We start from the raw sequence: 13,383 nt of genomic DNA, 5'->3' as shown, positions 1-13,383 counted from the left end.
TCATATATTTGCATTGAAGCAAATCACAATAAGGATTTTTCCGCTGTGAAAACATTAAGTTCGTCTCTCGACTTTTAACGGGAGACATTTTTGTTTTTAGACCACTCCAAAATTCCCTCCCCGAATTGCCCTGGTACACTTTTTTAACACCATTAAGCATCACAACTAAAATAACCAGCTTAATAATTAAAAAATGAATCTTGAATCTTACGGAATGAATCCTGAAAACTTATTGATGGCCAAGACAGATCTTGCCGTACTAAGAGATCTGTTCCACACGCTTAATGATGCCGGCATCAGCTTTTCTTCTTTGAATTGCTCCATTGCCTTACTTGAAGAATATATTGAAAAAACAGATATTGAATCAATAGTTACCGAAACATTTGTAAAAACGAAGCCTAAAACTACGCAGGCAGGAAGTTACAAGATGTGGAGAAATAGTAACGTTATATTCGCGCATTGCGCAGTTTGAGGAAACGGAATTAAAAGAAGCCAGGTTAAGTTTTGCTTGACCTGGCTTTTTCATGATTAAATAATTGTTACTTCTTCGTTACCCTGATTGATATACGCCGATTCTCAGCTCTGCCTTTTTCAGTGTCATTAGATGCAACCGGATGTTCTTCGCCGTAACCTTCCGCTTCCAGACGTGATTTATCAATACCCAGATCTTCCAGTGATTTTTTTACTGATTCCGCCCTTTCGCTTGAAAGTTTAACATTGGCGGCCGCGTCTCCGGTATTATCCGTATAACCTCCCAGCTTGATTGCCACATCAGGATATGCTTTTAATATTTCGGCAACATTTTCAAGCTGTTCCTTAGACTTTTGTTCAAGTTTGTCACTTCCGGTTTTAAATAATAAACGGTCAAAATCAAACCAGGTTTCCTTGTCCACTTTTTTATCAGATTTGATAAAATCCAGCAAAGCAGCTTCCACAGGATTTCCCGAGGCGGCGATATTTAGCTTCATTCCGTTCAAATCAAGTATAGTCGTTTCCACTTCTGTCATAGGCATTTCAATAATTTCTTCTTCAACTACCTCTACACCAGCAGGAATAACAGCGATATGCGGGGCGATTACCAAGGAAACAATTGACATCAATTTGATCAAAATATTCATCGATGGTCCGGAAGTATCTTTAAATGGATCACCAACCGTATCACCCGTCACCGCGGCTTTATGTGGATCGGAGCCTTTGTAATACGTTTTGCCATTAATGACAGCACCTTTTTCAAAAGATTTTTTCGCATTATCCCAGGCACCACCGGCATTGTTCATAAAAATACCCATCAAAACCCCGGAAACTGTTACACCCGCGAGAGTCCCGCCCAATACTTCGGGGCCAAAAAGAAACCCGACAATAACGGGTACCAGTAAAGCAATCAATCCGGGAGCCACCATTTCTTTGATAGAAGCTTCCGTAGAAATCGCTACACATTTATCATACTCGGGTTTGGCAGTTCCTTCCATAATTCCAGGAATTTCACGGAACTGGCGGCGCACTTCTTCCACCATTTTCATAGCGGCACGACCTACTGCGGCAATAGCAAGAGAAGAAAATATAAACGGAATCATCGCTCCTACGAAAAGCCCGGCCAGTACATTGGCTTTGTAAATATCAATGGAACTGATCCCAGCCACACCACAAAAAGCAGCAAAAAGAGCCAGTGAAGTAAGTGCAGCCGACGCAATTGCAAAACCTTTTCCGGCAGCGGCGGTAGTATTTCCAACAGCATCCAGAACATCCGTACGGCCACGAACTTCTTCCGGCAAATGTGCCATTTCCGCAATTCCACCCGCATTATCTGCGATGGGGCCGAAAGCATCGATGGCAAGCTGCATAGCCGTAGTCGCCATCATGCCAGCAGCAGCAATGGCCACACCATATAAACCAGCAAATTCATAACTGATAAAAATCCCGGCAGCCAAAACCAACGTAGGAATAACCGTTGATTCCATACCCACAGAAAGTCCGCCGATAATGTTGGTAGCATGGCCTGTTGAAGACTGATTTACAATGGATTGAACCGGACGTTTGCCCATTGCAGTATAATATTCCGTTACCGTTGACATAATAGCGCCAACAATGGAACCTAGTAAAATCGCGTAAAAAACATGCATGGAAGTGAACTCAACGCCGCGAATGGTTAGTATCCCTTCCGGTAACATCCACATCGTCAAAGGATAACAGGCAATTAATGTCAAAACAATTGATCCCCAGTTTCCCCGGTTTAAAGCACCTTGCACGTCACCATGATCACCACTGATCCGAACGAAAAGCATACTGATAATTGATGCGATCAAACCCACGCCTGCGATTACCATAGGCAATAATATAGGTGATATTCCTCCAAAATTATCTGTTCCTTCGGCAATGATTTCTCTTCCCAAAACCATGGTTGCCAGAATCGTGGCCACATAAGAACCAAACAAATCAGCTCCCATCCCGGCAACGTCGCCCACGTTATCACCCACATTATCAGCAATTGTAGCCGGGTTTCTTGGATCGTCTTCGGGAATTCCTGCCTCTACTTTTCCAACCAAATCGGCTCCTACGTCAGCGGCTTTGGTGTAAATCCCACCACCTACACGTGCAAAAAGTGCGATAGATTCTGCTCCAAGAGAAAAACCGGCCAGTACTTCAAGCACCTTCTCCATGCCAAGTCCGTTGACATCACTGCTATTTCCCACAAAAACACTGTAAAGAATTATAAACAAACCGCCCAATCCGATCACGGCCAGACTCGCTACCCCGATTCCCATTACGGAACCGCCGGTAAATGAAACTTCAAGCGCTTTGGTTAGACTTGTACGCGCAGCCTGCGTGGTCCGCACGTTGGATTTGGTAGCAATATTCATCCCGATATATCCTGCAAAGGCCGAGATGAAGGCGCCAACCAGAAAGGAGGCACCAATAAAAACACTGGAATTTGCAACCAGTGTGCCGGAAAAACCTAATAAAATACTAACAATAATACCGAAGACGATCAGCACCCGCCATTCGGCTTTGAGAAATGCAAGAGCACCATCTGCGATAGCATCCGCAATTTCTTTCATGTTGCCGTCCCCGGCATCCTGCCTGATTACCCACCCTCTTTTGAAAAACATAACCACCAAGCCAATCAGGCCTAAAACTGGCACTAAATAGGTAATATTACTCATGCGCGATATGAATTAGTTAAAAGGTTTTAAATTCTCGTAAATATAGAGAATGCGACCTCATAACAAAATCAAAAACGGCTTATTTTTGTTTAATTCATATTTTTTTTGTGAAAAAATACAGAAATAAAATGTGAGTAAATTAATAAAAAAATTAACTGGTTAAAGTTAACTATACCAATAGTATATTTATATCACTGTTAATCAACTTATTAATCAGAAAGCTGGCTCAATATGATAAAATTTGGAGAGAATTTCGTATAATTCAGGATGTTTGCGCTGGAATTCTTCCGGATTATTGAAGAAATATTCACTAACAACAGCGAGAAATTCTGCATTGTTTGTAATCGCATAAGGATTTATATCTGACTCGCCGCTCCGGATATTTTGCATTTCTTTTTTGATCAGATGAAGCCACGGTAAAGCGTAAGCGTTGTCTGCAAGTCGTTCAGGAACTCCGTCGGTATCGCCATCTTCCCGATCCAGAAGATGGACGAATTCATGAATACCTACATTATTTTCTCCTTTCCTTCCATTGAATCCGCTTAACAACGCAGGTTTTGACAAAAGCAACGAATGGTTCATATATCGGTTACCAACCATGCCTTCAATATTTTCATCATGCTTGTGTGCCCCGATTTCAAATTTTTCGCTGAAGGATGCAGGGTAAACCAAAACCTCATTTAAATCAGGATAATCGAATGCAGGGAATGCAAAAGTCGGAATGATAGAACTGGCCGCCACTAAGACCCGTATTTCATCGTCAATTTCAGTATCGATGCCCTCCACTCTTTTTCCAATCAAAAACAATTGCACTCTTTTTTCAAATAGCGTCTGTTTTTGACCATCAAGATTTTTAAAGAAAACCGAATGTTTTTCAAGAATCTGACGCCATGCAGCCGGAAACGGAGTTTTAAAAACAGCCAGTCTCTTGTAAGATTTGTTGTGATAGCGGCGATGAAAAATGGCTATTATTCCTACGACTAAAAATCCGGCAAGGTATAAAACCGTTTTATGACTAAAATAAGCCAGCAAACCAAATAAAATCATAACACCCAATTCCCAGCCGATAGCCCTTACCCGCGCCGATCTGAAAAGATTCTGGTAATAATTTTTCAGGTCTTGTGCAGTCGTAATAGTAGTGCTCATAGTTGGTAATTGATTTGGATGAAGGAAGTAATTTGAATTGATTTATCCGAAAAATCATGCCTCTTTTCTGAGCACTTTAAAAATAAGCCACGAAATACCAAAAGCCAAAAGGCCTGTGAAGGAAGCTAATAAAGTACCGCCAAGAAAATACTGGACAAAGTTTTTATTGATAGAATCCAGCGTAAGATCTTTAATTGAATCAAGCTGGACGCCATTTTTATAAAACAAACCACCGAATTTATAACTGAAAAAGATAATAAGAGGAATAAGCGGCGGAAGACTGATATTGGCCGCTGTAAGAAAAAGGACTTTGTTCATTTTGAAATAAACGGATAACGGAATACCAACCAAAAGCTGAAAACCCCAGATTGGAACGATTCCCATAAAAACGCCAAAAGCAATTGAAAGCGCCTTACTGTAATTACTCTCATCCGGTTTGACCGCCTCCTCCTTTATGATCTCCCAAAGTCCTTTTTTTTTTACAAAAAGGAAAAGGCGTTTGGGTAAATAATATAACAAAGTGAGAATGACGAAATAAGTGTTTAAAATACTTATTCTGGTAAAATCCTGAAACGGACGAAAGTGGGTTACCCGTTCATTGCTATCGTAAATCACCTGAATATCAATGGGTATAATCTTAACGTTACGCCAGGCCAGTTTTACAATAACCTCAATCTCTGTTTCAAATTTCGTTGTGAGAAGTCTGATTTTGCTAACTTCTTCAAGCGGATAAAGCCGAAAACCAGTTTGCGTGTCCGGTAAAACCAGTCCAGTTTCAACCTTGAACCAAAAGTTAGAAAACTTATTCCCAAAAGAGCTTTTTCCAGGTACGCCTTCCTGCTCCATGTTACGGGAGCCCATCAATAAAGCACCCGAATTTTGATAAGCCGTCTCTATAAAAAGAGGAATATCGGATGGCAAATGTTGTCCGTCTGAATCTATTGAAATTGCATTTTTATAACCCAGATTAAGCGCTTCTTTGAATCCACGTCTCAGCGAATATCCTTTTCCCCTGTTTCTATCGTTATGAATTACCTGAATTCCGCTTCCGTATTCCGATAAAATACTGACTGTTTCGTCTGTTGAACCATCGTTAATAACAATGATATCTTCGCCGCCACTATAAGCCAAAACGCTGTCAATAACGCGACGGAGCGTTTTTTGGTTGTTATAAGTAGGAATCAGAATGCAGCAGTGTATATCTTTTAAAATCATTAGATCAGAACGATGAAACGGAAATTCTTATGTTGACAGCAATATGTTGCATGAGCAGGAATGTTAAATATAAGAAACTTGTGCTTTAAAAAAAGTTGCGTTTTCCCAACTTCCGGAGGCCACAACTTCTAAAAATTCACCGTTCTTAAATTTGATGTCAATATATACGTCCTGCGTTTCTTTTGGATTTATTACCTTAAGAAATTTACTGGTTCGCATGGTTTTCATTTTCAAAGTTTTCCCAAAGTGTTTTTCCAACAATTCTTTCACGATTTGCAGCTGCACAACTCCAGGCATTACAGGAGAATCAGGGAAATGCCCTTCAAATATAGCATGATCCGGATTTATGGAAATAGTAGCTAAAATTGTTTCCGGTGTAACATCTAAACCGGTTATTTTATAAAGACTATCGAGAAACATTTGTCAGGTAAATTTGAGAAAACCAGGGTTGAAATCTACATTATAAATTGGTAAAAACAGTCTCCGCAATAGGCTGATTAAACTTTTCGTTCTGGAATTTCATAATACTTTTATCTCCGCCTTTCTCAAAAAAAGTAAGCTCTTTCAACCGTAAGCCATTTTTGGGAAACAATAAATTAATTTTAGCATATACATTTCTCATCCGCTTGTTTGTCGGTGTTAATGTGACCTGATAATAATCTGCATTTTCCATACAAACCTGCGTAAAAGTCTTACTTTTCTGAAAATCCCCATTGACAAGTCCAAGCATAACCTGCTTTATTTGTCCGGCCATTTTTCCTGCGGAACCTACATTTTTCTCTTTTCCGGCATCCAGCACACGGAGTTTTTCGCCGTTAATCAGGATTACGTATTTAAAGGGTGTTTGTTGTTCCCAACGCATCTGATCTTCTTTTTTGTAATAAAATACACCAGATGATTTTTCAGGTTCTTTCAAAAAAGACAAGTATTTCTCTTCTCTGAAATCGGCCTGGATGGAAGAAGTTGCCAGCGATGATTTTCTTAGATCAGCCAATATTTTATCCGGATTAGCTGCCGGTTTAAATTCCTGTGCAAGTATTGTCCCGCCAAATAAGCTGAAAAACAGTACGAAATATACTTTAAACGGTTTCATAAGGTTCTTTATTAATGATTATTGAAAGCGGCTGGATTTCGATATTTTTATTGAAACAATGTTCAATAAGATCTTCCAGCGCATCGGCAGTGACGGCACGGTTGTCATGCAGCAAAACGATATCTCTTCTTTTTAAATTTGAAATTACTTTTTCAATCAGCTGGTATTTGTTTTTCGCCCGGGTATCAAAACTGCGAAGCGACCAGCCAATCGACTGCATTTTTAATCCCTTCAAAACGTTTGCATAACGTGGGTTAGTTACACCAAAAGGAGGACGAAAAAAAACAGGCGATTTCCCTAGTGCTGCTATTATCGCTTCGTTACAATGAGTCAAATCCTGATTCAGTCGTTTCTTTGAAAAAAATCCGATGAGATGATTATGACTGTAAGAATGATTGGCCACAATATGTCCCTCTTCATCAATCTGCCTTAGTAAATCCGGATATTTTTCAGCCTTTTCCCCAATCACAAAAAAGGTCGCTTTCACTCCTTTTTCTTTTAAAACCGCCAAAATTCGAGGTGTGATTTCCGGATCAGGCCCGTCGTCAAAAGTGAATGCTACCGATTTTTTATTGCCTTTGTGGATGGATTTTACAAAATAATTTGCCCTGATTTGAAAGGATCCGTAAGTCGTACTGGCCAGATAAAAAATCACAATCAAACCGAGGATTATCTCAACATAACCTGTTTCCCAAAAGGCAAACCCGCACAAAACGAGGGCTATAGCGGAAATTGCCGTAACGATGTTATGCTTCAATGGATTCGATTAATATTAAGCCCAAATTTATTTTATTTAATCCGTTAATGATCAATACAGATTTTATCTTATTGTTATCCCGAATTCTGTCTACCGCATAGTGTAATGCAAAAGCAGAATTTGACGGGTAAATGCCTATAATATTCGTATAATTTATTAATTCTGAGCTATTTTCAAAACGTTTAAAAACATCCGAAACCTGACCAGAATCTTTTAAATCGTTAAAATCACTATAAAGAACCAGATCAATTTCAGATTCTTTCAAAGTATTGTTTATCAGAAAATTTTCTATCGATTCCTGAATATCCTGCACCAGCCCAACCGTTTCAATATCTTTAATTTTAGCGATTGATTTGCCGGACTGTTCCTTAGATACAATAAAAAATGATGCGCCGGAAGTTAAATTCACTTCTGGTTTCACATGCAAATGTTCTCCGATTGTGCTCAGTATTTCAATGTATTCATCCGCAGCACCTACAATAATATTGTCATTTCCTTCACCCAAAAGCAAACCGGCATCGATCAAAGCATGTTCGAAAGAAAGTGTGTTTTGTGTGTGCGTCATGTTATAGCCGTGATTTCCAATGCTTAAAGAAATCTGTCCGGCTATGGTATTATGCGTAGATTGAATAAATGAAGTCGGCGGTAAAAGTCCCTCAATCGTCAGGAAGTTATTGAGGAATTTTTCTGTATCCTGCAAACAACCCAAACCAGTTCCCACAATTATTGCTCCTGGCTGATCAACTTCTGCCTGTTGCAAACAATCTTTTGCAGCTGTTACAGACATCCGCAAAATCTTGCTCATGCGGCGAAGCAAACCTGCGTCAATATATTCCTTAAAATTAGGGCTGATTAATTCAGAATCAATTTTTAATGGCTCTATCAATTTCGAAAAACCTGCATTTTTGAATGTAGGCTGATGAGAAATCGTTGAAGCGGCAGTTATATACATTTGACTTTTAGTGAAAATCGATAGCAAAAAACGCGTCAGTTATGAATTATTAACTGAGAAAACCAATGAAGAATTATTCCCTCCAAAACCGAATGAATTGGATAACACCGAAGTCACGGGCTGATTGGATTGAAATTCAGTAATGGGTATAAGTCCTGTTTCAGTAATGGCCCGACTATAATTCAGGTTTGGAAAAATGATACTGTTTTGGATTGCTAATACCGAAAGAACTGCTTCAATTGCCCCAGCCGCTGCAAGTGTATGTCCGGTAAACGGCTTGGTCGAGCTAAAATCAGGACAATTATCTCCAAAAATATTAAGCAAAGCAACCGACTCGGAAAGATCATTATTCTTCGTTCCGGTGCCATGCGCATTGATGTAAGAAATATCCAAAGCACTTAATCCCGAAACTTCAATGGCATTTTGAATGGCCAGCGTCGCTCCTTTTCCATCCGGAGAAGAGGCAGTCTGATGATAAGCATCGGCGGCATTTGCCCAGCCGCTTAAACAACACAGGGTTTCGTTGCCGGAAAAATCTATACTTTTTTCATTTTCCAATAACAAAAACGCAGCACCTTCACCCAGATTCAGCCCGCTTCTGGATTCATCAAAGGGCCTGCACCACTGATCGTCGTAGATCATTAAAGAGCGGAAACCATTCAATGTAAATTGTGTCAAAGCGTCCGTTCCTCCAACCAGAACACGGTCAAGTTTCCCCTGTTCGATCAGGCGTGCACCCAGCATAATCGCATTCGCCCCGGAAGAACAAGCCGTTGAAAGTGTGTTTATATAACCTGAAATACCTAATTCAGCAGCAATCCGCTCTGTGGTATTCCCGCTGTCGTGGCATTTCAAAACATGAAAATCAGGATTATTCTGATTCAGATAATCGCGGTAAAAATGTTCGGTCTGGTCCATTCCGCCAACCGACGTAGCCGAAATGATACCGGTTCGTAATTTGGATGAATGTTTGTTTTCTCCCCAGGCTTCTCTTGCCGCGGCCAGTCCCAATAATGACGTTCTGGAAATTGGCTGTGATTTCACGCCAAGTCTACTTATCAATTCCCGATTTGAACACTTCACTTCACCCACCAGATAGTCTCCCTTTTGATCAAGATATTGTATCTTGCCAATACCGGATTTGCTGTTTTCAAGTGAAGACAGATTTTCAGCAACAGTTAATCCTATTGCTGAAACAATTCCAATACCTGTTATTCGAACGGACATTTTTTAGTGGAAAGTTGAGAGTCAATTTCAGTAAACACTTTTTAAGTTCTTCTTTTCGCTATGTAATCGGCCATGGTATTAATTGACAGGAACGCTACTTTTCCTTCCTCAGGATTTGTAACCTGAATGCCGTAATATTTTTCCATCAGCACGATCAGTTCAAGTGCATCAATCGAGTCCAGGCCAATTCCATCCGTACTGAAAAGCAAAGCGTCGTCATCAATGTCCGATACCTGCAAATCTTCAAGATTCAATTGTTCTATAATGTGTTTTTTTAAATCTTCCTTTAATGTGTCCATTGATAATAAATCGTTTATTCAGCTTGCTGTGAGTATCCTTTTTTATTTATCCGATTAAAAACCGGCGTATTTTATAATATTTTCTATATCAAACGGCTCGCCCTTATTGCTTTCTGTTTCAACTAAAAATAGAAAAACCTCGACCCTTCCCTCCAATATTCCAAGCCATCCAGCAAGTACTGCTTTTGAACCTGTAGTTAATAAAACCATTCCATATTGAACGAAAAAATCCGGTGTGAATTTAGGCAAAACGGCAAACATATTTTCACCAAACCATTTATTTCTAATTGCAATTTCACCCAAAACAATATTAGGCAGCGTGTATACAAATAAGGATGGGCTTGGTGTTTTCTTATCCAAATAAGATTCTTTAAAACGAATATCGGTGTCTGCGCTGGATTCGCTATTGGCAAAAAGAAGTGCTATTTCATCGTCATTGTAATTTGAAATCAAATCAGGATTTGCTCTTTTTATTAATTCTGATCCGATAAAACCTGCTTGGGAAAGCATATCCATTTTATAAAATTTTGGATATTCTATGGCGAGGTCCTTATACAATTGTTTGAACCAGCTATCCGAAGATTCCTCGTTTTTCTGTAAAACAGTTTCGCCGTTTACAGAACAGGAGTTTTCGTCAATATGACAATAAACGGTAATAAAACTCATAATTTCCGAATGACTAGGGATGCATTACAACCTCCGAAACCTGAGGCCGTTTTCAAAATCGTATTTAATTCGGAAGATTTATTTTCTGTTGCAATATTTAAAGTTTTTGAAGTACCCGACTCTTTATAACCAAGACTTTTAACAAGTAAATTATTTCGCATCATTTGTATGGAAATCGCCGTTTCAATAACCCCTGCTGCTCCCAGTGTATGCCCAAAATATCCTTTCAGGCTATTCAGCGGTTTATCGTTGATTTCCAGACGATCAAAGGCAATGGCTTCCATTTCATCATTAAAAATGGTAGCCGTTCCATGTGCCGAAATAAAATCAATTTCATCAACAGAAATCTGATTTTGTTCAAGCGTTTTCTTTACACTTCTAAACAAACCTTCGCCTGTCCGGGAAGGACCGGAAATATGATTTGCATCATTAGCCGACCTGCCAGTAAATAGCTGGAAAGAAGTTTTCTTGAATATTTCTTTTGAATTGGACAAGACAACTGCGGAGCAACCTTCTCCCAAGGTAATCCCGTTCCTGTTTGCATCGAATGGCGCGCAAGGCGTAGAACTTACTGCAAAAAGGGATTGAAAACCATACAAAACGAAGTCAGAAATGACATCGCACCCTATAACAATGGCGTGATCATATAATCCTGTTTTGATAAAATTGCCTGCTGCATTGATTGCCAAAACACCGGAGATGCATGCATTTGAAACAACTAGCGGCTCGTTTGCCAGCTTAAAATATTTAGCAAAAGCTGCAATGGAATCAGTAAAAGGACTAGAAATATTTCTATCCAAATCTCCCTTTGTTGAACTGACAATTACAATAGTTTTTTTTGAAGAAACAATTTGAGGATCAATCTGTTTTAATACATTTTCCAGTATGTCAATCAGCAGATACTCAAATTTATTCTGACTTGAAATAGAAGTAATTTTTGACAAATGAATCGATTCATCATTAAAACCAGCATGAGGAATTAAAGAGACCCCCGAACGGTTTTCACAAACCGCCTGGAAATTTTCTTCCATATTTTGTCCTAACGGACTTATTATTTCCTCGGCACCGATATAAATCATTCTGCAATTAAAATTCTGTCAAGTATTATTAAAGTGTAACGTTTATCCAACTAAGCAAGATTATCCTCTTTCCAAATCCGGTAAAAATCCGGTGTTAACAATTCCAGCGTTCGCGTTTCACGGTCCAGAAATACCTGCATTGTTTTTCCTACGGCGCAAAGTTCATTTGTAGACAAGTTAACCACCTGATATTCAAACATTATTTTTGCGGCTTTGGAAGAAACAAATTTGGTAATAACTTTAATTTTCTGTCCGTAAAAAACCGATGCTTTATGATCAATTTCCGACTTCACAATGGGTGTAAAATAGCCCTTATCGAAAATTGTTAAATATTCCAGTCCGTATTCCCTGCCAAAAGCTTCTCTTCCATCTTCAAAAAATTTGAGATAGTTGCCATGCCAGACAACGCCCATGGCATCTGTTTCACTAAACCGTATGTCAATTTCAATTTCAGAAGAAAGCATATTTTTTATAATCAGTTACGTCAATCGCGGACTAAAACGATTTAAGTAACCACAATTTTAATTTCACATTCAAGCAATTTACGTCCATTACAGTAATTTCCCCCTTTTACAAGAAAAATATTCCCTAACTGGTGGGTTGGCGTAACAACCGTTTCGATTTTGGATAGAACCAGAGGAAGCTCAAAGACTTCCAGTTTTGTCACGGCGCCAATAAAACCGATTTTGGGTTCTGCCCCATTTCCGTGATCAAGATATCCAAAACCGGCAGCGCAGGTTTGAGCAATATTTTCTATTAAACCAGATTCTTCAAAATAACCAGAACGAACTAAGACATTGTTTTCCTCAATAAAAAAATCCGATTCGAAACGCTCTCCGTTTGCAAGAATCAGATTATCTATCATTAGAAACGGTGCTCTGTGCGGAATGAAATTCGTTATATTTTCTTTTGTTATGATCATTCCTGAAAAAAATTGAAATAGTTAAACCATTGCTCCGGATACTGCCGGACTTTCCGCTCTAACTCTGCCACATATAATTGAGCAATTTCTTCCGGCTTCATTTTGCCCTCAATCGGAGTAGTAGCACTTAAATGATAACTGAATTTTCCATCTTTTGCAGCAAAAACAAACGTTACCGGCGCGTCAAATTTCGATGCAATTACAAAAGGTCCGTAGGGAAATTTTGCTTTTTTACCCAGGAAATCCAGTTCGATAAATTTTGCACCTTCCAGATAACGGTCTGCATGAATTGCTACAAACTCATTGTTCAACAACGCATTACGTATTGAAATAACGTGAGACAAATCGTTTTTGATAGGTATGATCTTAAATTTGGAACCTCCTGTGGAAAGATCCATGAATTTTTTAATGCTTTCTACCTCGGCATCCAGCATGACAATATTAATTGTGGGAGTAACTCTTCCTTTAAGCAAATTGCCCGCAGTTTCCCAGTTTCCCAGATGCGCGCTCAGCAAAATACCTCCTTTTCCCTTATCTCTTATATCGAGTAAATATTGCTCGTTTTCAAAAGTATGGGTAAAGTTCTTATCCTTACCTAAAAGAAAAGCAGCCCGGTCAAGCAAAGTTTGGCCGAGAATAAAAAAATTTTGTCTTACCAGATGAAGCGCCGGCTTACCTGAAATATGTAGTGCTTTACTATAAAAATCAAGAAGTGCTTCCTTCGCTTTTTCGGCAAACAGATAGTAATAATACGACACTATCCGCAAAAGCCCATAGGCAAAATTAAGGCCCAGGGCGTTAATCAGAAAAAGGAAAATTTTATAGCCTAATAAAGATCCTTTGGTTTTACCATCCCAACGGTTCAT

At 39.2% G+C, this 13,383-nt stretch carries 15 protein-coding genes; 1 reads left to right on the top strand and 14 read right to left on the bottom strand.

The window, feature by feature from the left end; genetic code table 11:
• The first annotated feature begins 193 nt into the window (after positions 1-193).
• Positions 194-472, top strand: a complete 279-nt coding sequence (locus FDK13_RS18415) for a hypothetical protein (RefSeq protein WP_137341482.1) — start codon at positions 194-196, stop codon at positions 470-472.
• A 67-nt stretch (positions 473-539) separates the two neighbouring features.
• Here the strand turns inward: FDK13_RS18415 and FDK13_RS18410 are convergent, their stop codons facing one another.
• The 14 genes from FDK13_RS18410 to FDK13_RS18345 all read right to left on the bottom strand — a co-directional run bounded on the left by FDK13_RS18410 (position 540) and on the right by FDK13_RS18345 (position 13,383).
• Positions 540-3,161, bottom strand: coding sequence for a sodium-translocating pyrophosphatase (locus FDK13_RS18410; protein ID WP_137341481.1), 2,622 nt, complete (start codon positions 3,159-3,161; stop codon positions 540-542).
• A 213-nt stretch (positions 3,162-3,374) separates the two neighbouring features.
• Positions 3,375-4,307: a M90 family metallopeptidase gene (locus FDK13_RS18405; RefSeq protein WP_137341480.1), complete on the bottom strand. Its 933-nt coding sequence runs from the start codon at positions 4,305-4,307 to the stop codon at positions 3,375-3,377.
• 54 nt (positions 4,308-4,361) lie between these two features.
• Positions 4,362-5,522, bottom strand: coding sequence for a DUF2062 domain-containing protein (locus tag FDK13_RS18400; protein WP_137341479.1), 1,161 nt, complete (start codon positions 5,520-5,522; stop codon positions 4,362-4,364).
• Positions 5,523-5,585: 63 nt separating this feature from the next.
• Positions 5,586-5,942 carry an ApeI family dehydratase gene (locus FDK13_RS18395; RefSeq protein WP_137341478.1) on the bottom strand — a complete coding sequence of 119 codons (357 nt, stop codon included), beginning with the start codon at positions 5,940-5,942 and terminating at the stop codon, positions 5,586-5,588.
• A 40-nt stretch (positions 5,943-5,982) separates the two neighbouring features.
• Positions 5,983-6,615 carry a flexirubin biosynthesis/transport protein LolA2 gene (lolA2, locus tag FDK13_RS18390; RefSeq protein ID WP_137341477.1) on the bottom strand — a complete coding sequence of 211 codons (633 nt, stop codon included), beginning with the start codon at positions 6,613-6,615 and terminating at the stop codon, positions 5,983-5,985.
• Positions 6,602-7,372, bottom strand: a complete 771-nt coding sequence (locus tag FDK13_RS18385; RefSeq protein WP_137341476.1) for a polysaccharide deacetylase family protein — start codon at positions 7,370-7,372, stop codon at positions 6,602-6,604. The genes lolA2 and FDK13_RS18385 overlap by 14 nt, the downstream gene beginning before the upstream one ends.
• The gene (locus tag FDK13_RS18380; protein WP_137341475.1) at positions 7,362-8,324 is read right to left on the bottom strand and encodes a beta-ketoacyl synthase chain length factor; all 963 of its coding nucleotides are present in this window, start codon (positions 8,322-8,324) and stop codon (positions 7,362-7,364) included. The genes FDK13_RS18385 and FDK13_RS18380 overlap by 11 nt, the downstream gene beginning before the upstream one ends.
• A gap of 39 nt (positions 8,325-8,363) precedes the next feature.
• Positions 8,364-9,551 (bottom strand): beta-ketoacyl-[acyl-carrier-protein] synthase family protein, encoded by a 1,188-nt coding sequence (locus tag FDK13_RS18375; RefSeq protein ID WP_137341474.1) that lies wholly within the window; start codon positions 9,549-9,551, stop codon positions 8,364-8,366.
• Positions 9,552-9,592: 41 nt separating this feature from the next.
• The gene (locus FDK13_RS18370; protein WP_137341473.1) at positions 9,593-9,850 is read right to left on the bottom strand and encodes a phosphopantetheine-binding protein; all 258 of its coding nucleotides are present in this window, start codon (positions 9,848-9,850) and stop codon (positions 9,593-9,595) included.
• 54 nt (positions 9,851-9,904) lie between these two features.
• The gene (locus FDK13_RS18365; RefSeq protein WP_137341472.1) at positions 9,905-10,516 is read right to left on the bottom strand and encodes a hypothetical protein; all 612 of its coding nucleotides are present in this window, start codon (positions 10,514-10,516) and stop codon (positions 9,905-9,907) included.
• A complete protein-coding gene (locus FDK13_RS18360) occupies positions 10,513-11,595 on the bottom strand; it encodes a beta-ketoacyl-[acyl-carrier-protein] synthase family protein (RefSeq protein WP_137341471.1) in 1,083 nt (360 codons plus the stop codon). Before FDK13_RS18360 ends, FDK13_RS18365 begins: the two co-directional genes overlap by 4 nt.
• A 50-nt stretch (positions 11,596-11,645) precedes the next feature.
• Positions 11,646-12,059 (bottom strand): acyl-CoA thioesterase, encoded by a 414-nt coding sequence (locus FDK13_RS18355; protein ID WP_137341470.1) that lies wholly within the window; start codon positions 12,057-12,059, stop codon positions 11,646-11,648.
• A 41-nt stretch (positions 12,060-12,100) separates the two neighbouring features.
• On the bottom strand, positions 12,101-12,517 hold the full coding sequence (locus FDK13_RS18350; protein ID WP_137341469.1) for a hotdog family protein: 417 nt from the start codon (positions 12,515-12,517) through the stop codon (positions 12,101-12,103).
• Positions 12,514-13,383 carry a lysophospholipid acyltransferase family protein gene (locus FDK13_RS18345; protein ID WP_137341468.1) on the bottom strand — a complete coding sequence of 290 codons (870 nt, stop codon included), beginning with the start codon at positions 13,381-13,383 and terminating at the stop codon, positions 12,514-12,516. Before FDK13_RS18345 ends, FDK13_RS18350 begins: the two co-directional genes overlap by 4 nt.

This window comes from Dyadobacter frigoris, assembly GCF_005280585.1.
Classification (GTDB): Bacteria; Bacteroidota; Bacteroidia; order Cytophagales; family Spirosomataceae; genus Dyadobacter; species Dyadobacter frigoris.
Note: the sequence above shows the minus strand (reverse complement) of the source record. Positions and strands in the feature narration are given on the sequence as shown.

What these genes read in the sequence shown, in the direction of transcription:
- FDK13_RS18415 (WP_137341482.1), top strand. Translation starts at nt 194, where the DNA reads ATGAATCTTGAATCTTACGGAATGAATCCTGAAAACTTATTGATGGCC.
- FDK13_RS18410 (WP_137341481.1), bottom strand. Translation starts at nt 3,161, where the DNA reads ATGAGTAATATTACCTATTTAGTGCCAGTTTTAGGCCTGATTGGCTTG.
- FDK13_RS18405 (WP_137341480.1), bottom strand. Translation starts at nt 4,307, where the DNA reads ATGAGCACTACTATTACGACTGCACAAGACCTGAAAAATTATTACCAG.
- FDK13_RS18400 (WP_137341479.1), bottom strand. Translation starts at nt 5,522, where the DNA reads ATGATTTTAAAAGATATACACTGCTGCATTCTGATTCCTACTTATAAC.
- FDK13_RS18395 (WP_137341478.1), bottom strand. Translation starts at nt 5,942, where the DNA reads ATGTTTCTCGATAGTCTTTATAAAATAACCGGTTTAGATGTTACACCG.
- lolA2 (WP_137341477.1), bottom strand. Translation starts at nt 6,615, where the DNA reads ATGAAACCGTTTAAAGTATATTTCGTACTGTTTTTCAGCTTATTTGGC.
- FDK13_RS18380 (WP_137341475.1), bottom strand. Translation starts at nt 8,324, where the DNA reads ATGTATATAACTGCCGCTTCAACGATTTCTCATCAGCCTACATTCAAA.
- FDK13_RS18375 (WP_137341474.1), bottom strand. Translation starts at nt 9,551, where the DNA reads ATGTCCGTTCGAATAACAGGTATTGGAATTGTTTCAGCAATAGGATTA.
- FDK13_RS18370 (WP_137341473.1), bottom strand. Translation starts at nt 9,850, where the DNA reads ATGGACACATTAAAGGAAGATTTAAAAAAACACATTATAGAACAATTG.
- FDK13_RS18365 (WP_137341472.1), bottom strand. Translation starts at nt 10,516, where the DNA reads ATGAGTTTTATTACCGTTTATTGTCATATTGACGAAAACTCCTGTTCT.
- FDK13_RS18360 (WP_137341471.1), bottom strand. Translation starts at nt 11,595, where the DNA reads ATGATTTATATCGGTGCCGAGGAAATAATAAGTCCGTTAGGACAAAAT.
- FDK13_RS18355 (WP_137341470.1), bottom strand. Translation starts at nt 12,059, where the DNA reads ATGCTTTCTTCTGAAATTGAAATTGACATACGGTTTAGTGAAACAGAT.
- FDK13_RS18350 (WP_137341469.1), bottom strand. Translation starts at nt 12,517, where the DNA reads ATGATCATAACAAAAGAAAATATAACGAATTTCATTCCGCACAGAGCA.
- FDK13_RS18345 (WP_137341468.1), bottom strand. Translation starts at nt 13,383, where the DNA reads ATGAACCGTTGGGATGGTAAAACCAAAGGATCTTTATTAGGCTATAAA.